We start from the raw sequence: 17,633 nt of genomic DNA, 5'->3' as shown, positions 1-17,633 counted from the left end.
GTCCAGCATGCCTCACCTCCCCGCCCGAATCCGGCAATGCGTCCGTGGCGAGCACTCTCGCTCCCACCGACCGGACCGCATGATCAGACGGCGTCTGCACTCATGCGGTCCGGTGGCCCTGGGGCTCTGGGCCTCAGTTGGCCGGCGGCATCAGGACGGAGTCGACGAGATAGACGGTCGCGTTGGCCGTGTGGACGCCACCGCAGATCACGTTCGCGTCGTTGACCTTGAGGCTGTCGCCCGAGCCCGTCACGGTCACCTCGCCGCCCTCGACGGTCTTGTGCGTGCCGACGATGTCCTTCGGCGAGATCTGACCGGCCACGACGTGATAGGTCAGGATCTTGCTGAGGGTGTCGGCTCCCGCGTCGGTCTTGAGCGTGTCGATCGTCGCGGGGTCGATCTTCTTGAAGGCGTCGTCGACGGGGGCGAACACGGTGAACTCGCTGCCGTTGAGGGTGTCGACCAGGTTGACCTTCGGGTTGAGCTTGCCCGAGACGGCCGCGACCAGCGTGGTCAGCAGCGGGTTGTTGCTCGCCGCCGTCGCGACCGGGTCCTGGGCCATTCCGGCGACGGAGCCTGCGCCGGACGGCACCTGCTGCGCGTAGGCCGCGCATCCGGGCCCGACCAGGTCGGCCGCCGGATTCATCGTCTGAGTCGGGGACGCCGTGGGTGCGCTGGCAGCGGGCTTCGTCGACTCGGACATCGAGCCCGACGTCGACGAACACGCCGTGAGTGCGAGGGCTGTGGCGGCCAGCAGGCCGGCGGCGACGAGCGAGGCCCTGGTGTGCAGGCGAGTGGTGGATCGCATGGTCTTCTCCTTTTGACTGGTGCATCGCGACCGTTCATCGGCCGACACCATGCCTTCGGAGCCGCACCCGCGCCGGATTGGATCCGGCTCGGATCGCCATCCGTTTCGCCGCCGGCGCCGAACCAGGTGCATGGACGAGAAGACAGCGTTTCCCGGCGGGCGGAGCTGGGCAGGAGTCGCCGGCGCCGCCAGTGGTGCGGTGTTCGTCGCCGCCGCGGAGATCACGGCATTCCTCGCCGCGCGGGACGCGAGCCCGCTGCTGGCCGCCGGCTCATTCGTCATCGACATCGTGCCGCAGTGGGCCAAGGAGCTGGCGATCGAGCTCTTCGGCGCGAACGACAAGCTCTTCCTCCTGGTGACGCTCGGCGTCGGGGTCGCCCTGGCCGCGGTGGCCGCCGGACTCCTCGAGCGCCGCCGGCGCTGGGCCGGAGTCGCCGTGTTCGCGCTCGCCGGTGTCGCGGGTCTCGTGGCGACCACGACCCGTGCGGGAGCGACGCCCCTGTCCGCCCTTCCCCCGCTCGTCGGCGCGATCGCCGGCTGCGTGTTCCTGAGGGCGTCGATCGGAGCCCTGCGCCGGTGGCGCACCGCCGAGGCGGGCGGCGCGCCAGGGCCGACGACGGATCGACGACGCTTCCTGCTCCTGACCACGATCGGCGCGGTCACGGCCGTCGTTCTGGGAACCGGGGCGCGCATCGGCACTGCGGCGACCTCCTCGGTCGCGGCGGTGCGGAAGGCGCTGCGGCTCCCCGAGCCGCTGTCCCGGGTCGCCGTGCCCGCCGGCGCCGAGTTGCGCATCCCCGGCCTCTCGCCGCTCTTCACGCCGAACGCCGACTTCTACCGCGTCGACACCGCGCTCACGGTGCCCTCGATCGCGCCCGCGGACTGGCGGCTGACGGTGGACGGAATGGTCGCGAAACGCGTCGAGCTGAGTTTCGACGAACTGCTGCGGATGGGACTGCGGGAGTACGCCGTGACGCTGACCTGCGTCTCGAATCAGGTCGGCGGCAACCTCGTCGGCACTGCACGGTGGCTGGGGGTCCCCGTCCGCGAGGTGCTCGCCCTCGCCGCCCCCGCGGGCGGCGCCGACATGATCCTCTCCCGCAGCATCGACGGATTCACCGCGAGCACGCCGCTCGAGGCGCTCACGGATCCGGGCCGCGACGCGATCCTCGCGGTGGCGATGAACGGCGAGCCGCTTCCCCTGGAGCACGGATTCCCGGTGCGGATGGTGGTCCCGGGACTCTACGGATACGTCTCCGCGACCAAGTGGCTGACGCGCATGACGGTGACGACGTTCCAGAAGGACCAGGCGTATTGGACGCCGCGCGGCTATAGCGCCCAGGCGCCGATCAAGCTCTCGAGCCGTATCGACACGCCCCGCATCGACAAGGAGATCGCTCCCGGCACCGCCAGGATCGCCGGAGTCGCCTGGGCGCAGACCGTGGGGATCGAGCGGGTCGAGGTGCAGATCGATGGTGGTCCCTGGCAGACCGCGACCCTGTCGGCACCCGTCAGCGCCGACACCTGGGTGCAGTGGTTCCTCGACTGGAACGCGACGAGCGGCAGCCACACCCTCGTGGTCCGCGCCACCGACCGGCACGGCCGGATGCAGGAGCAGGAGCGCGCCCCGATCGCACCGAACGGATCGACGGGATGGCAGTCGACCGTCGTCCGCGTCGGCACGGCCGGCTGACGGCGCCCCCGCCCCTCAGGCGAGGCCCTGGATCCGGAACTGCTCGACGTGATAGACGCTGTTGTCGCCCGTGTTCCACTGGCTCACGCTCAGGTGCAGGTCCGACAGCGTCGAGCCGGGCAGGATGTAGCCGCCGTAGAGCTGGGCGACATGGGTCGCATCCTCGGCGCCCCAGTTCCCGCCCCACAGCAGCGTGGTCTTCGCCGCCGTGTACAGGTTGTCGGTCGGGGTGTTCACGATCATCGCGTCGATCCGGTAGGCGTCGGCGTTGAACCACGTCAGGATCCACCTGCCGCCGAGCGGCCGCAGGCACATCTCGCCGAACTTGCCCGGCAGCACCTCCGTGGCCGGGTTGCCCCAGCCCCAGGCGCCGTTCGCGAAGCCCCATGGCTGGTAGGCCGAGAGCGCGGTCATGCTGTTCTGCGGCACCCGATAGAGCACGATGCCCTTGTCGCGCTGGAAGCCGGTGCCGTAGATGTAGACGTAGCCGTCGTTCCCCTGGCCCCACGTGATGCACTGGAAATGTCCGCCGGCCATGTCGGCCGGGAACTTCAGCCCGGTGTGCTGCCAGGTCGCGCCGGAATCGTCGGACTGCCACAGCTCGGTCCAGCGCACCGCCCCGAAGGTCGGCCCGTTCACGATCGCGTGCAGGTACATCCGCGACCCGATCGTGATCACGTCGGAGGGGATCACGGTCTCGTAGTAGGCGTCGTGCGGGTAGTACCAGAGCTGCGGCGCGGTGACCTGCGTGGTGGCGCCCGCCCCCGCCGCCCCGTCGAACACGACCCCGGAGGCGAGGTTCGCCGTCGAGGAGTACAGCGCGACCGGGGAGCGCCAGTTCGTGCCGCCCACCGCATCGGCCCAGGTGTCGCCGAACACGAACAGCAGCCGACCGTCGGGCGTGCGCGCGGGGATCCCGAGATCGGTCGCGCCGATCCCGTACTGCACCCCCGCCTGGGTGCCCGCGAGCACCTTCATCCGGCTGACGGCGAGCCCGGCGGCCGCCGCGGGGCCCGCACCCAGCGCAGACACGCCGAGCGCGGCTCCTGCGGCGAGCGCTCCCCGCAGCAGACCCCGCCGGGTCAGTCCGTGGGCGGGACGGATCGCTTCTTCTGACATGGCCTTCTCCCCTTCGAGAACGCGGCCGGCTACTTGAGCCCGGCCATCTTGATGTTGCCGATGATCTGACGCTGGAAGATCAGGAACAGGATCACGACCGGTGCCGCGGCCAGCACGGATCCGGCCATGAGCAGGCCGAGCTCGCTCGAGCCGCGTCCGGTGCGGAACTCGGCGAGGTACTGCTGCAGCACGAACTTCTCCGGCGACGTGATGGTCATGATCGGCCACACGTAGGAGTTCCAGTACGCGAGGAAGGCGGTGATCCCCATCACGACGAAAGGCGGCTTCGACAGCGGCAGGAAGATCCGCACGAAGATCCCGAACCTGCCGCAGCCGTCGAGCATCGCGGCCTCCTCGAGGCTGGCCGGGATGTTCAGGTAGAACTGCCGGATGAAGAAGACCGAGGCGGCGCTCGCCGCCCCCGGGATCACCAGCACGGCGAGCGTGTCGAGCATCGCGAGCTTCGTCACCACGATGAAGCTCGTGAGCAGGATCGTCATCCCGGGGATGAACATGGTCGTGATGACGGCGACCCACAGCGTCCGCTGGAACCGGAACTCGAGCCGGGCGAACGCGTAGGCCGCGAACGAGTTCACGGTGAGGCTGAGCACCGTGAACAGGATCGCCCCGAGGAACGTCCAGCCGAGCGTGCGCAGGAACGTCTCGTCGCCGAGGATCTGGCCGTAGTTCTCCCAGTGCCACACCTCGGGGAAGAACTGGAAGGGCGTGCTCAGCACCTCGGTCTTCGCCTTGAAGCCGGCGATCACCATCCACGCGAGCGGGAACAGCGCCGCGAGCAGGAAGATCAGGCCCGCGAGGCCCTTGCCGACGAGTGCGGCCCAGCCGCCGACGCCGTGCGGCATCCTGAGCCGGCGATGGTCCTTGCCGTCCAGGACGATCCGGGTGGTCTCCGGCACGGTGCTCTGGCGCGTCGCGCTCATCAGTCGACCAGCCTTTCGGAGTTGATGAACTTGAACACGAGAGCCGACACGGATCCCAGCACCACGAACAGCAGCAGCGCCGCGGCGATCGAGTAGCCCACGTTCACGTCGTTGCGGAAGTGGTTGAAGATGAACAGGTTCGGCAGGGTGGTCGAGTCCAGCGGGCCGCCCTGGGTCATGACGAGGGGCAGCTCGAACTGCTGGATCGCGGCGACGAAACCGGTGATGAGCAGGTACAGGAACACGTTCTTCATCTGCGGCATCGTGATGTAGAAGGTCTTCTGCCACCAGCCGGCACCCTCCATCGCCGCCGCCTCGTAGTACTCCGTCGGGATGTCGACCATCGCGGCGACCATGATGAGAGACGTCAACCCCATGCCGAGCCAGACCGCCGGCACGGCGACGGAGAGGAGCGCCCACGCCGGATCCCCGATCCAGGACACCGCGTCGATGTGGAAGGCGGCGAGCACGGCGTTCAATATGCCGCCGTCGTACGCGTAGATCACCACGAAGATGATGGAGGCGATGACTCCGGAGATGATCGTGGGGATGTAGATGCTGACCTTGAGGATCGCGGCCAGCCGGCGGGACAGGCTCACCACGAGGCTCGCGAACAGGAACGCGAGCACGAGCATCGGCGGCACCGTCAGCAGAACGAACAGGAAGCCGCGGCCGATCGTGGCGACGAACAGCGGGTCCGTCAGGACGTCGGCGTAGTTCTTCCAGCCGACGAACTGCGGATCCTTGTAGAAGCTCCAGTCCTGGAACGACAGGAACCCCGCGTACACCGCGGGCCACGCGACGAAGATCCCGAGCAGGATCACGACCGGCGCGAGCATCAGATAGGCGAGCTTCGTATCGCGGTTCCGATACTTCGCCTGCCGGCGCTTGACCGCGCGCCGGTCGTCGATCGCTTCGGTGGCCATCGTCTCTCCCCGTCGTTCTGAGGTGCTGGGCGCGGGCTGCGCGGTCGGGGACGGCCGCGCAGCGGTCCCCGACCGCGCCGTGCTCACTTCTGGGGCGCCTTGCCGGCCAGGTTCTGCGACTGGATGACCTTCTGGATCGCGGCGTTCGCCGTGTTGATCGCGTCATCCGGCGAGGCCGCGCCCTTCATCACCGACTCCATCGCGGTGCCGACCGCGAGCGAGACGTCCCACGGGTAGGTGGGCTCCGGGATCGCGTCCGGCGCGATGTCGTTCGTGATGACGCTCGACCACGGGGCCTTGGCCGCGGCCTCGTCCTTCGCGACGGCCTCCTGCACCGACTTCCGCACCGGGACCTTGGTGAACTGCGTGTTCACGAAGAAGGGCACGAGGTTCTGCGGGTCGCCGGCGAGCGACCACTCCAGGAACTTCCCCGCGGCCTCGGCGTTCTTGGTCTTCGCGTCGATCACCCACTTGAAGTTGCCGAGCGTGGTGGCGGTGCGGCCATCGGCGTTCGAGGCGTTCGGGAAGGCGCCGATCCCGGTCTTGGTGAGCAGGTCGGGGTAGTCGGATCCGATCTCGGACATCATCCACGAGCCGGAGACCTTGAAGGCGACCTTCTTCTGGCCGAAGTCCTTGCCCTCGACATAGGCGGCGAGCGCCTGCTTGGGCATGTAGCCCTTGTCCCAGAGCTCCTTGTACTTGGACATCAGGTCGCGGTAGGCCGCGTTGTCGATGTTCGGCGACTTCCAGTCGTCCGTCAGCGCGGTGTGCCCGGCGAAGTTGTACTGCTGGCCGACGGTCGACCAGGCGAAGGTGATCGCGTCGGACGCGGGCGAGATGCAGTACTGCCCCTGAGCGAGCGTCGGCTGGATCTTCGCGCAGGCGGCGAGCAGGTCGTCCCAGGTGGCCGGGGCCTTGTCGGCATCGACGCCGGCCTTCGAGAGCATGTCCTTGTTCCAGAACAGCACGGTCTGGGCCTCCTGCAGCAGCGGATACGCGTAGTACGTCCCGCCGATCTCGGACACCGACTTCGCCGAGTCGATGATCTCGCCGAGCTTGGCCTTGTCGACGACCTTGCCGAGGTCGTAGAGCTGCCCCGCGTTCACCGCGTCCTGGATGCTGCCGGAGTGCGTGTAGATGTCGGGAGCCTTGCCCGCGGCCTGGGCGGCCTTCATCTTCTGGTCCCAGGCGTCGGCCGGGATCTCGGTGTCCTTGACGACGATCTTGTCCTGCGAGGCGTTGAACTTCTTGACGATGTCCTTGTACCAGGCGTTCTCGGGCGGCGTGAACGTGCGGTGCCAGAACTCGACCGTGGTCTTGCCGGAGGAGTCGCCCCCGCCTCCCGCGGCCTGGCCGGGGGTGCTCGAGCCGCAGCCCGCGAGCAGTCCTATCGCCGTGAGGCCGCCGAGAGCGGCCATCACCACCCGGCGCGTGCGCTGTGTGTCCGTCTTCATGGTTCCTCCTCGGGAACACGACTTCCTCGTCGAATCGGTGCTGGGTCCGGCACAGGGGGCCGGGTCCGCGGTCGCGCTGAGTCGGCATCGACCGGGCTGCACTCAGAGTAGGCGAAATCGATTTCAGACACAAGACGCTCTTCCGGAATTCGCGATCTCCGTGCTGCGGGTGTCGATCCGGACTCCTGCGGAACTCCGGGTTGCGATTTCAGATCCTCTCCGCGGCCCGCAGACCCGTCATGACAGAAATCGATTTCAGGCGAGTTTTCCCGTCCTGGGGCACCGGAGAAGACGCCGGACGACGGTCCGGGGGAACGGATCGCGGGCGCGCGGACCCCGCCCGTCGGCGGCGCTCAGCGCGCGCTGTCGTCCGGGTCGTCGGCGAGGTCGTCGGGGTGATCCTGAGCGCTCCCCCACGGCCGCCACAGCACGACCTCGGTGGAGCGGCGGATCCGGCGCCCGGACGGGACGGCCATGACGGATCCGGTCGTACCCGCGGCGAACACGCGCACGCCGGGGCGGTTGGCACGCTCCTCGCGCAGGGCGAGCTCGAGTTCGACCACGCGGCGGTGCAACGTGCGCACCTCGTCCTCGAGGTCGAGCAGACGCGCGATCGCGGGCAGGCTCATGCCCTCGCTGGACAGCTGGGCGACCTCGCGCAGCTGCTCGATGTCGCGCATCGAATAGCGGCGGGATCCACCGCGGGTGCGACCCGGTACGACGAGGCCGATCCGGTCGTACTGCCGCAGGGTCTGCGGGTGCATCCCGGCCAGCTCGGCGGCGACCGCGATCGCGAAGACCGGGGTGTCGGCGCTCATGCGCTCATCGCCCATGACGCACCCCCGGCACTGCCGTTCCGGTCGTCGGACGCCCTTCGTCTCGCTGCGCTCGCTCAGGGACCGATGAATCGGTTCCTGAAGCGAGGCGCTCAGGGACCGATGAATCGGTTCCTGAGCGAGGAGCGCAGCGACGAGACGAAGGACGCTCAACGACCGAGAGGCTCATCACGCCCGCGCCTTCGCCAGCAGCTCGGCGCGCGGGTTCTCCGCAGGCTCGGCCGCGCGGAAGCGCTCCAGCGCCTCGCGCGCGGCGTCGTCGAGGTGCGACGGCACCGCGACCTGGACCTCGGCGAGCAGATCGCCGGTGCCCTTGGACGTCGTGACGCCCCGGCCCTTGACCCGCAGCACGCGACCGGACGGGGTGCCCGGCGCGACCTTGAGCTTGACCGGGTCGCCGCCGAGCGTCGGCACCTCGATGGTGGCCCCGAGCGCCGCCTCGGTGAAGGTGATCGGCACGGTGACGCGCAGGTTCAGCCCGTCACGGGTGAACACCGGGTGCGGCTTCACCGCGACCTGCACCACGATGTCGCCGTTCTCCCCGCCGTCGGGCGAAGGCCGGCCACGGCCGCGGAGACGGATCTTCTGCCCGTCCTTCACGCCCGCGGGGATCTTCACCTTGAGCGGGCGTCCGTCCTCGCCCTGCAGCGTCACGGTCTCGCCCTGCACCGCGGTCGCGAACGACAGCGTGGTGCGGGCCGTGACGTCGGCGCCCTTCTGCGGGCCGCCGAAGCCCCGGAAGCCGCCGGACGGCTGACCGAAGCGCCCGGACCCGAAGGATCCGCCGCCCTGGTTGAACATCGCGAAGATGTCGTCGAAGTCGCCCTGCTGCCCGCCGCGGCCCCGGCCGAACGCGCTGAACACGTCCTCGAAGCCGCCGTTGCCGGCGCTCCCCGGAGCCGTGAAGCGCGCACCGCCGGCGCCCATCGCGCGGATCTGGTCGTACTCGGCGCGCTGCTCGGTGTCGGAGAGCACCGAGTACGCCTCGCTGATCTCCTTGAACTTCGCCTCCGCCGCGGCATCGCCGGGGTTGGAGTCGGGGTGGTACTTGCGCGCGAGCTTGCGGTAGGTCTTCTTCAGATCCGCCTCCGACACGTCCTTGGAGACGCCGAGGGTCTTGTAGAAGTCCTTGTCGAACCAGTCCTGGCTAGCCATCGACCACCCCCCTACTCAGCGGGAACGGCGACGACGACCTTGGCGGGACGCAGTTCGACATCGCCCAGGCGGTAGCCCACCTCGACGACCTCGAGCACGACGGCCTTCGCAACGCCCGGCGTGGGCTGCTGGAAGATCGCCTCGTGCTGCTGCGGGTCGAACTCGTCGCCCTTCTCGCCGTAGGAGACCACGCCGAGACGCTCGACGACCGAGCGGACCTTGTCGGCGATCGCGGCGAAGGGGGTCCCCTCCTGCAGATCGCCGTGCGCGGCGGCGCGGTCGAGGTCGTCGAGCACGGGGATCAGGCCCTTGGCGGCCTCGCCCTTCGCGCGCTGGATCTCGATGCCGCGCTGCTCCTCGGTGCGGCGGCGGTAGTTCGCGTACTCGGCCTGGAGGCGCTTGAGGTCCACGAGCAGGGTGTGCTCGGCGTCGTGGAGGGCCGCGTCCTCCGCGGCGTCCTCGGCGAGCGCGTCGTCGTTCTGCGCGATGTTCAGGATGTCGTCGACCGTGAGCTCGTCGGCGTCCTGCGCGTCGTCGGATCCGGCCGCGGGGCCGGACGCGTTCGCGTCCGACCCCTGACCGCCGACCTCACGGCCCTCTCCGGGCTCTTCGAAGTCCTTGGGATCCGTCATTACTTCTTCTCGTCCTCGTCGTCCACGACCTCGGCGTCCACGACGTCCTCATCGGACGCCGCGCTCTCGCCGGCGGGTGCGCCCTCGGAGGCACCGGGGGCCGCCTCGGCCTGGGACTGCGCGTAGATCGCCTCGCCCAGCTTCGTCTGGGACTGGTTCAGCTTCTCGAACGCGGTCTTCACGGCCTCGTCGTCCTCGCCGGCCAGCGCGGTCTTGAGCGCGTCGACGTCGGCCTTGACCTCGGTCTTGACGTCCTCGGGCAGCTTGTCCTCGTTCTCCGAGATGAGCTTCTCGATCGAGTAGGACAGGGTCTCGGCCTGGTTGCGGACCTCGGCCGACTCGCGGCGCTTCTTGTCCTCCGCGGCGTGCTCCTCGGCCTCGCGCACCATGCGGTCGATGTCGTCCTTCGAGAGCGACGAGCCGCCGGTGATGGTCATCGACTGCTCCTTGCCCGTGCCCTTGTCCTTGGCGGACACGTGCACGATGCCGTTCGCGTCGATGTCGAAGGTGACCTCGATCTGCGGGATGCCGCGCGGAGCCGGCGCGATGCCGGTCAGCTCGAACGTGCCCAGCGGCTTGTTGTCGCGGGTGAACTCGCGCTCGCCCTGGAAGACCTGGATCGCGACCGACGGCTGGTTGTCGTCGGCGGTCGTGAAGGTCTCGCTGCGCTTGGTCGGGATGGCCGTGTTGCGCTCGATGAGCTTGGTCATCATGCCGCCCTTGGTCTCGATGCCGAGGCTCAGCGGGGTGACGTCGATGAGGAGGACGTCCTTGCGCTCGCCCTTCAGGACACCGGCCTGCAGGGCGGCGCCGACGGCGACGACCTCGTCCGGGTTCACGCCCTTGTTGGCCTCCTTGCCGGTCTCGCGCTTGACGAGCTCGGCCACGGCGGGCATGCGGGTGGAACCGCCGACGAGCACGACGTGCGCGATGTCGCCGACCTTGATGCCGGCCTCGCGGATGACGTCCTCGAAGGGCTTCTTGGTGCGGTCGAGCAGGTCCTTGGTGAGGTCCTCGAACTTCGCGCGGGTGATCGTCTCGCTCAGCGACACGGGGCCGTTCTCGGTGAGCGACAGGTACGGCAGGTTGACGCTGGTCGACGTCGAGGAGCTGAGCTCCTTCTTCGCCTGCTCCGCGGCCTCCTTGAGGCGCTGCAGCGCGATCTTGTCGCCCGAGACGTCGACGCCGGTCGAGTCCTTGAACTGCTTGATCAGGTAGTCGACGAGGCGCTGGTCCCAGTCGTCGCCGCCGAGGCGGTTGTCGCCGGCGGTGGCGCGCACCTGGATGGTGGAGAAGTCGTCGTCCTTGCCCACCTCGAGCAGCGAGACGTCGAACGTGCCGCCACCGAGGTCGAAGACGAGGATGAGCTCGTCCTCCTTGCCCTTGTCGAGGCCGTAGGCGAGGGCCGCGGCGGTGGGCTCGTTGATGATGCGCAGGACGTTGAGGCCCGAGATCTCGCCGGCCTCCTTGGTGGCCTGACGCTCGGCGTCGTTGAAGTACGCGGGGACGGTGATGACCGCGTCGGTCACGGTGTCGCCCAGGTACGCCTCGGCGTCGCGCTTGAGCTTCTGGAGGATGCGCGCGGAGATCTCCTGCGGCGTCCACTTCTTGCCGTCCACGTCGAACGACCAGTCGGTGCCCATGTGGCGCTTGACCGACGCGATCGTGCGGTCGACGTTGGTGACGGCCTGGCGCTTCGCGGTCTCGCCGACGAGCACCTCCCCGTCCTTGGTGAAGGCGACCACCGAGGGGGTGGTCCTGAAGCCTTCGGCGTTGGCGATGACCTTGGGCTCGCCGCCCTCGAGGACGCTGACGACGGAGTTCGTCGTACCGAGGTCGATACCGACAGCACGTGCCATTTGTTTTCTCCTTCAGTCGGAAGTTTCTGGGAAAGTCTGCGCGATCCCCTGCTTCGCCGGAGAAGATCCCTCCGAAACCTGAGTCGCGATGACTCAAGGATACGCCCGCCGTCAAGAGTTGTCAACAAACTTGATACCTCTCGACTCAAGTTTGGCGACGGGGATCCGGATCCCCTCGGAGCTCAGGATCCGAGAGCGTCGACCGTCGCGTCGTCCAGCGTGAGGACGACCTCCTGGTACGAGGCGATCATCGCCAGCACCTCATCGCGATACCCCTCGCGCCAGAGCGCGCTGCCGTAGAAGCGGTCCTCCTGCTCGTCCCGGTGGACCGTGGAATCGAAGGCGCGCATGAGGACGTAGGACACGTCGTCGTGCTCGCTCGCGCCGTAGCGCACCACGCGGATCCCCTGCTCGGCGAGCATCGGCATGACCTTCGTGCGGAAGAGGTCGTGGAAGCCCGCGCGGGCACCGGGATGCAGGACGTAGGAGCGGATCTCGAGCACGGTCATGACGACTCCGGAAGAGGACGGCGGGCGCGGATGACCGCCATCCTCGCACGGCACCCCGCGCCCGATCCAGACTCTTCCGCGGTCGGACGACGGTCAGTGGCTCCCGCCGGGAGGGCCGATCAGCAGCAGCGCCGCGAAGAGCGCGGCGACCGCGGCGACGATGAGCAGCGCGAGCACCCACGGACGGTGCAGGAACCAGCGCATCGTGCGGTCGTACCAGGCCGCGTCGCGCGGATCCTCGGTCTGCTCCAGACGCCACTCGCCGGCGAGGCGTCCGCTGCGGTGCAGCCAGATCTCGGCGGGGATCGTGGCGTAGGGCACGATCGCGCTCGCGATCGCGAGGACCGCGACGCCGACGCCCCAGCGCTGGTGGAACGCGAGCAGCACGGCGGCGGCTCCGTAGGAGAGGAAGACGAAGCCGTGGATGGATCCAGCGACCGTCACGAGTACCGGCGGCAGACCCGTGGCGCGGCCGATCAGTGCGCCGATCAGCAGGGTCCAGGTGATGGCCTCTGCGATCGCGAGCACGCGGAACAGGCGGGCGGGAGTGGTGAACACGTCTCTCCTCGGGTCGGGTCCCTTCCAGCGTAGGGAGCGGGGTGCACCGCCCGCCTCCCGCCGGCCTCCACCTTTCGATGGGTCTTCGGGATCGTCCCCGAGGGCTTCCGCGCGAGGGTCGCATCCCCATAGACTCGTCGGGCACCGGGATCGCCCCGGGATCCGAGGGAAGGAGCTGACGATGAACGTCTCTGTTGTCGCGCCCTTCGCCGACCTTCTTCCCTGAGGCCGCCCGCCCGATCCCCTCGCGAGCGGCCCCGACCCGGAGCCTCTCGTGATCCCTTCCTCCGCATCCTCGGATGCCTCTGCCTCCCTGTTCCTCTCCGCCGCCGATGACGACGATCTCGGCCTGTCCTTCGCCGATGTCGAACTCGGCGAAGGCCAGCGCTGGACCACCTGGCCCGCCACGACGCCCACCGAGCGCGGCCCGGAACCCCGCCCCGGCTGGGTGGTGACCTCGGCCGGCGCCGTCGACACCGAGCTCGGCATCCTGAAGACCGGGAAGGAGGCCGACGTCTTCCTCCTCGAGCGCGCCGTGCCGGGCGATCCGGCCCAGCGCACGCTCCTCGCGGCCAAGCGCTACCGCGGCTCCGAGCACCGCTCGTTCCACCGCTCCGCCGTCTACACCGAGGGCCGGCGCACGCGGAACTCCCGCGACGCCCGCGCCCTCGCGAAGAAGTCGGAGCACGGCCGCGGGGTCGCCGCCGCGCAGTGGTCGCTGTCCGAGTTCGAGGCCCTGCGCCGGATGTGGGAGCTCGGCGCGCCCGTGCCCTACCCGGTGCAGGTGAGCGGCACCGAGGTGCTCATGGAGTTCATCGGATCCGCCGACGGCGCCGCGGCGCCCCGGCTCGCGCAGGTGCGGCACGATCCGGACGCGCTCCCCGGCCTGTTCGCGCAGGTCGCCGAGCTCATGCGGACCTTCGCCAGGGCGGGTGTCGCACACGGCGACCTCTCGCCCTACAACCTGCTCGTGCAGGAGGGCCGCGTGGTCGTGATCGACCTGCCGCAGATCGTCGACACGGTCGCGAACCCGCAGGGGCTGGATCTGCTGCACCGCGACTGCGTCAACGTGTGCGACTGGTTCGCCCGTCAGCGCCTCGATGTCGACGCGGAGGAGCTCTTCGGCGAGCTGGTCGCGGAGTCGTTCGGGTGAGGCGTCTTTCGGCATGTGACGTGCGGTGGGCGGGGCGTCTCCCCCGCGCCTACACTGGCGAACCATGCCCCGCCCCGCGCTGCTCGCCGTCTCGCACGGCACTTCGGACGCCGCCGGCGCCGCCGCGATCGCGCTGCTCGTGCGCCGGGTCGCCGAGCGTCTCCCCGACGTCGCCGTGCACTCCGGCTTCGTCGATGTGCAGGAGCCCGACGCGCCCTCGGCCCTGGCCGCGGTCGAAGGGCCGGTCGTCGTCGTGCCGCTGCTGCTGTCCCAGGGTTTCCACGTGCGGGTGGATCTGGGCGGCGCCGCCCGGTCGCGCAGCGATGCGGTCGTGACGGATCCGCTCGGCCCCGACCCGCGCCTCGCCGAGGTGCTCGCGCTCCGGCTGGCGGAGGCCGAGGCGGACGCATCGGCCGGCGGCGACGCCGATCGCCCCGTCGTGCTCGCCGTCGCGGGATCCCGGGATCCGCGCTCCCTGCCCGATGCCGAGGCGATGGCGGCGCAGCTGGGCGACCGCCTCCGCCGCCCGGTCGTGCCCGCCTACCTCGCCGCCCGGGAGCCGGGCCTCGCCGACGCCCTCTCCGCGCATCCCGGCGCCCCCGTGGCGACCTACCTGCTCGCGCACGGCTACTTCTTCGACGTCGCGGGGCGCGCGGCCGGATCCGCCCTCGCGGAGCCGCTGCTGGATGCGGGCGAGCCGCCCGCCCCGCTCGTGGACCTCGTGATCGACCGCTATCTCGCGGGCGCTGCGCGGCTCGCGGATCCGCCCGCCTCCGGTCGGTGAGCGCAGACGCCCCTCGACGACGCGACGCCGCCTCGGCCAGGGCACGCGACTTCTTCCCGCCCCGTTCACCCGCGCGCAACCTCGGGATCGCGTGGGCGGAGCAGTGTGGCTCTCGACGCTCTTCCCGGAGCGCCATCGCCTACCGAAGGAGCTACGCATGCGCGCCTCTCGAGCGCTTCTTTCCCTCGCGGCCGCACTGGCCGCCGTCGCGGCCGGCGCGAGTCCCGCGTTCGCCGCCGGGGCCTCCGCCGACGCCCCGGGGCAGGACAAGCCGGGCCACTACTCGTTCGCCGTCATCGGCGACGTGCCCTACGGCGCCGCGCAGCAGGCGCTGTTCCCGCAGTGGATCCAGGAGATCAACGCCGCCGATCCCGCGATGACGTTCCACGTCGGCGACATCAAGAACGGATCCACCCGCTGCGACGACGCGCTCTACCAGCAGATCAAGGGCGACTTCGACACCTTCGTCAACCCCCTGATCTACACCCCGGGGGACAACGAGTGGACCGACTGCCACCGTGCGAACAACGGCGCGTACAACCCGCTCGAGCGCCTCGCCTACGACCGCTCCGTGTTCTTCTCCGATCCCGGGGTCTCCCTCGGGCAGAACCCCGTGAAGGTCGACGCGCAGACCGCGGCCGGCTTCCCGGAGAACGTGACCCTGCGCCGCCAGGGCGTCGACTTCGCGGCGATCCACGTGGTGGGCAGCAACGACGGGGTCCAGCCGTGGGCGGGCCTCGGCGACACCGCCCCGCGACCCGAGCAGCTCGCCGCCGAACAGGCGCGCATGGCGAACGCGATCTCGGTCGTGAAGAGCACGTTCGCGACGGCGAAGCAGAAGCACGACCGTGCCGTCATGGTGCTGCTTCAGGCCGACATGTTCGACCCGACCTACACGCCCACCTGGTCGGACATCTCGGCGTTCCAGCCGCTCGTGCAGACTCTCGTGGAGCAGTCCAGCGCTTTCGACGGCGAGGTCTACCTCGTCAACGGCGACAGCCACGTCTACAACTCCGACAAGCCGCTCGCGACCGGATCCCCGTGGCTGACCACCTACGGCGTGACCGGATCCGCCGACAACCTCACGCGCGTGACGGTCGACGGATCCTCGAACAACAAGGACTGGCTGCGCGTCACGATCAACCGGCCCGGCGCCGCGCAGGTGCTGAGCTGGGAGCGCGTCCCGTACCTCGCGCACTGACCTCCGCGGGACGACGGCGCGGGGCTCTCGGAAGAGGGCGCCGCGCCGTCGTCGTCCGCGGGAGACGCCGACGGGCGACCCCGGCACGGCGATGCGGCGGCGCACCATTCAACCGCATCCACCCCGGAGGAATCTGCACCATGTCGAACAATGACGCCCCGTGTCGGCGGCGCCGACACACACGGGCGCCGGGACGGATCCGCACGTAGCGTGTCCGCATGTCTCCCGAACCGACCGCTGAGGTGCGCGGCGCACGACCGACGATCGACCGCGCCCGCCCGCCGCGCCCGTCGTCCAAGCCCAACGGCCAGTGGAAGATCGACGGCACCGCTCCGCTCAACGGCAACGAGGAGTGGAAGCAGGTCGACAACGGCCTCAGCGTGCGCGAGCGCATCGAACAGGTGTACTCGAAGGGCGGCTTCGCGAGCATCGACCCGACCGACCTGCACGGCCGCTTCCGCGTGTGGGGTCTCTACACGCAGCGCAAGCCCGGCATCGACGGCGGACGCACCGCGACGCTCACTCCGGAGGAGCTCGAGGACGAGTACTTCATGCTGCGCGTGCGCATCGACGGCGGGCAGCTGACCTCCGAGCAACTGCGCGTGATCGCGGGCATCTCGGTCGACTTCGCGCGCGACACCGCCGACGTCACCGACCGGCAGAACATCCAGCTGCACTGGGTGCGCGTCGAGGACGTGCCGGAGATCTGGCGGCGCCTGGAGGCCGTCGGCCTGCAGACCACCGAGGCCTGCGGCGACGTGCCGCGCGTCGTGCTCGGCTCGCCCGTCGCCGGGATCGCCGCCGACGAGATCATCGACCCGACCCCGCAGATCGACGAGATCACCGAGCGCTTCATCGGCGATCCGGAGCTCGCGAACCTGCCCCGCAAGTTCAAGACGGCCATCACGGGACACCCCAGCCAGGACGTCGTGCACGAGATCAACGACGTCGCGTTCGTCGGCGTCGTGCACCCGGAACTCGGAGTCGGCTACGACCTCTGGGTCGGCGGCGCGCTGTCGACCACCCCCCGCCTCGGCGAGCGCCTCGGCGTCTTCGTCGCCCCCGAGCTCGTCGCCGAGGTGTGGCACGGCGTCACCAGGATCTTCCGCGACTACGGGTACCGCCGGCTGCGGAACAAGGCCCGGCTGAAGTTCCTGCTGGCCGAATGGGGCACCGAGAAGTTCCGCCGGATCCTCGAGACCGAGTACCTGGAGGCGCCGCTCCCCGACGGTCCTGCGGCCCCGCAGCCGACCAGCCCCGGCGACCACGTGGGCATCCACCGGCAGAAGGACGGCCGCTTCTACATCGGGGTCACCCCGCTCGTCGGGCGGATCTCCGGGCCTTCGCTGGCGAAGCTGGCCGACCTCATCGAGGAGCACGGCTCGGCGCGGCTGCGCACGACCCCGCACCAGAAGCTGGTGATCCTTGACGTCCCGGAGGACCGCGTCCCCTCCCTCGTCGCAGGGCTCGACGCGCTCGGACTGTCCTCGCGTCCCGACCTGTTCCGACGCAGCACGATCGCGTGCACGGGGATCGAGTTCTGCAAGCTCGCGATCGTGGAGACCAAGGTGAACGCGGCCGCCGCCGTCGAGCAGCTCGAGGAGCGCCTGGCCGGCATCGACCTGCCGCACCCGATCTCGCTGCACGTCAACGGCTGCCCCAACTCGTGCGCCCGCATCCAGACCGCCGACATCGGCCTGAAGGGCCAGCTCGTCACGATCGACGGCGAGCAGGTGCCCGGCTATCAGGTGCACCTCGGCGGCGGACTCGCGTCTCCGCTGCGCGAGGAGGCCGGGCTGGGCCGCACGGTGCGCGGCCTGAAGGTCACCGCCGACGGCATCGCCGACTACACGGAACGGGTCGTGCGCCGGTTCCTCGCCGACCGCGAGGCCGACGAGACCTTCGCGGTCTGGGCGCACCGCGCCGACGAGGAGGCACTGCAGTGAGCACCGCGACTTCCCCGGTTCCTGAGCGAGGAGCGCAGCGCCCTTCGTCTCGCTCCGCT

General features: G+C 69.8%; 16 protein-coding genes. 5 read left to right on the top strand and 11 right to left on the bottom strand.

Annotation, left to right across the window (positions count from 1 at the left end; genetic code table 11):
* Nucleotides 1-133 precede the first annotated feature (133 nt).
* Nucleotides 134-808, bottom strand: coding sequence for a fasciclin domain-containing protein (locus tag B7X32_RS00470; protein ID WP_292714387.1), 675 nt, complete (start codon nt 806-808; stop codon nt 134-136).
* Nucleotides 809-938: 130 nt separating this feature from the next.
* Between B7X32_RS00470 and B7X32_RS00465 the strand changes: the two genes are divergently transcribed.
* Nucleotides 939-2,501: a molybdopterin-dependent oxidoreductase gene (locus B7X32_RS00465; protein ID WP_292714385.1), complete on the top strand. Its 1,563-nt coding sequence runs from the start codon at nt 939-941 to the stop codon at nt 2,499-2,501.
* A gap of 15 nt (nt 2,502-2,516) precedes the next feature.
* On the opposite strand, the gene B7X32_RS00460 is transcribed toward B7X32_RS00465, so the two are convergent.
* The 10 genes from B7X32_RS00460 to B7X32_RS00415 all read right to left on the bottom strand — a co-directional run bounded on the left by B7X32_RS00460 (nt 2,517) and on the right by B7X32_RS00415 (nt 12,490).
* Nucleotides 2,517-3,620, bottom strand: a complete 1,104-nt coding sequence (locus B7X32_RS00460; protein WP_292714382.1) for a DUF4185 domain-containing protein — start codon at nt 3,618-3,620, stop codon at nt 2,517-2,519.
* A 29-nt stretch (nt 3,621-3,649) separates the two neighbouring features.
* Nucleotides 3,650-4,561 carry a carbohydrate ABC transporter permease gene (locus B7X32_RS00455; RefSeq protein ID WP_292714379.1) on the bottom strand — a complete coding sequence of 304 codons (912 nt, stop codon included), beginning with the start codon at nt 4,559-4,561 and terminating at the stop codon, nt 3,650-3,652.
* A complete protein-coding gene (locus B7X32_RS00450; protein WP_292714375.1) occupies nt 4,561-5,487 on the bottom strand; it encodes a sugar ABC transporter permease in 927 nt (308 codons plus the stop codon). Before B7X32_RS00450 ends, B7X32_RS00455 begins: the two co-directional genes overlap by 1 nt.
* 83 nt (nt 5,488-5,570) lie before the next feature.
* Entirely contained in the window at nt 5,571-6,941 is a 1,371-nt protein-coding gene (locus B7X32_RS00445; RefSeq protein WP_292714372.1) for a sugar ABC transporter substrate-binding protein, read from the bottom strand.
* A gap of 353 nt (nt 6,942-7,294) precedes the next feature.
* On the bottom strand, nt 7,295-7,759 hold the full coding sequence (locus tag B7X32_RS00440) for a MerR family transcriptional regulator (protein ID WP_292714369.1): 465 nt from the start codon (nt 7,757-7,759) through the stop codon (nt 7,295-7,297).
* A gap of 186 nt (nt 7,760-7,945) precedes the next feature.
* A complete protein-coding gene (locus B7X32_RS00435) occupies nt 7,946-8,932 on the bottom strand; it encodes a DnaJ C-terminal domain-containing protein (protein WP_292714366.1) in 987 nt (328 codons plus the stop codon).
* 11 nt (nt 8,933-8,943) lie between these two features.
* Nucleotides 8,944-9,564, bottom strand: a complete 621-nt coding sequence (locus B7X32_RS00430) for a nucleotide exchange factor GrpE (protein WP_292714364.1) — start codon at nt 9,562-9,564, stop codon at nt 8,944-8,946.
* Nucleotides 9,564-11,423, bottom strand: coding sequence for a molecular chaperone DnaK (gene dnaK, locus B7X32_RS00425; protein ID WP_292714361.1), 1,860 nt, complete (start codon nt 11,421-11,423; stop codon nt 9,564-9,566). The genes B7X32_RS00430 and dnaK overlap by 1 nt, the downstream gene beginning before the upstream one ends.
* 182 nt (nt 11,424-11,605) lie before the next feature.
* Nucleotides 11,606-11,932 carry an NIPSNAP family protein gene (locus B7X32_RS00420; RefSeq protein ID WP_292714356.1) on the bottom strand — a complete coding sequence of 109 codons (327 nt, stop codon included), beginning with the start codon at nt 11,930-11,932 and terminating at the stop codon, nt 11,606-11,608.
* A gap of 93 nt (nt 11,933-12,025) precedes the next feature.
* On the bottom strand, nt 12,026-12,490 hold the full coding sequence (locus B7X32_RS00415) for a DUF3817 domain-containing protein (RefSeq protein ID WP_292714353.1): 465 nt from the start codon (nt 12,488-12,490) through the stop codon (nt 12,026-12,028).
* Nucleotides 12,491-12,764: 274 nt separating this feature from the next.
* On the opposite strand from B7X32_RS00415, the gene B7X32_RS00410 reads away from it, so the two are divergent.
* From B7X32_RS00410 to B7X32_RS00395, 4 genes are all read left to right on the top strand, one after another.
* A complete protein-coding gene (locus B7X32_RS00410; protein WP_366246927.1) occupies nt 12,765-13,643 on the top strand; it encodes an RIO1 family regulatory kinase/ATPase in 879 nt (292 codons plus the stop codon).
* Between the two features lie 64 nt (nt 13,644-13,707).
* Nucleotides 13,708-14,427: a CbiX/SirB N-terminal domain-containing protein gene (locus B7X32_RS00405; RefSeq protein WP_292714350.1), complete on the top strand. Its 720-nt coding sequence runs from the start codon at nt 13,708-13,710 to the stop codon at nt 14,425-14,427.
* A 157-nt stretch (nt 14,428-14,584) separates the two neighbouring features.
* The gene (locus B7X32_RS00400; protein ID WP_292714347.1) at nt 14,585-15,628 is read left to right on the top strand and encodes a hypothetical protein; all 1,044 of its coding nucleotides are present in this window, start codon (nt 14,585-14,587) and stop codon (nt 15,626-15,628) included.
* 218 nt (nt 15,629-15,846) lie between these two features.
* Complete coding sequence (locus B7X32_RS00395) at nt 15,847-17,574, top strand: nitrite/sulfite reductase (protein WP_292714344.1); 1,728 nt, start codon at nt 15,847-15,849, stop codon at nt 17,572-17,574.
* The last annotated feature ends 59 nt before the right edge of the window (nt 17,575-17,633 follow it).

It is taken from the genome of Microbacterium sp. 13-71-7 (genome assembly GCF_002257455.1).
Classification (GTDB): Bacteria; Actinomycetota; Actinomycetes; order Actinomycetales; family Microbacteriaceae; genus Microbacterium.
The sequence above is the reverse complement of the archived record's forward strand: the minus strand, read 5'-3'. Positions and strand labels throughout refer to the sequence as shown.

Coding starts and splice junctions, on each gene's coding strand:
- B7X32_RS00470 (WP_292714387.1), bottom strand. CDS start 808: ATGCGATCCACCACTCGCCTGCACACCAGGGCCTCGCTCGTCGCCGCC.
- B7X32_RS00465 (WP_292714385.1), top strand. CDS start 939: ATGGACGAGAAGACAGCGTTTCCCGGCGGGCGGAGCTGGGCAGGAGTC.
- B7X32_RS00460 (WP_292714382.1), bottom strand. CDS start 3,620: ATGTCAGAAGAAGCGATCCGTCCCGCCCACGGACTGACCCGGCGGGGT.
- B7X32_RS00455 (WP_292714379.1), bottom strand. CDS start 4,561: ATGAGCGCGACGCGCCAGAGCACCGTGCCGGAGACCACCCGGATCGTC.
- B7X32_RS00450 (WP_292714375.1), bottom strand. CDS start 5,487: ATGGCCACCGAAGCGATCGACGACCGGCGCGCGGTCAAGCGCCGGCAG.
- B7X32_RS00445 (WP_292714372.1), bottom strand. CDS start 6,941: ATGAAGACGGACACACAGCGCACGCGCCGGGTGGTGATGGCCGCTCTC.
- B7X32_RS00440 (WP_292714369.1), bottom strand. CDS start 7,759: ATGAGCGCCGACACCCCGGTCTTCGCGATCGCGGTCGCCGCCGAGCTG.
- B7X32_RS00435 (WP_292714366.1), bottom strand. CDS start 8,932: ATGGCTAGCCAGGACTGGTTCGACAAGGACTTCTACAAGACCCTCGGC.
- B7X32_RS00430 (WP_292714364.1), bottom strand. CDS start 9,564: ATGACGGATCCCAAGGACTTCGAAGAGCCCGGAGAGGGCCGTGAGGTC.
- dnaK (WP_292714361.1), bottom strand. CDS start 11,423: ATGGCACGTGCTGTCGGTATCGACCTCGGTACGACGAACTCCGTCGTC.
- B7X32_RS00420 (WP_292714356.1), bottom strand. CDS start 11,932: ATGACCGTGCTCGAGATCCGCTCCTACGTCCTGCATCCCGGTGCCCGC.
- B7X32_RS00405 (WP_292714350.1), top strand. CDS start 13,708: ATGCCCCGCCCCGCGCTGCTCGCCGTCTCGCACGGCACTTCGGACGCC.
- B7X32_RS00400 (WP_292714347.1), top strand. CDS start 14,585: ATGCGCGCCTCTCGAGCGCTTCTTTCCCTCGCGGCCGCACTGGCCGCC.
- B7X32_RS00395 (WP_292714344.1), top strand. CDS start 15,847: ATGTCTCCCGAACCGACCGCTGAGGTGCGCGGCGCACGACCGACGATC.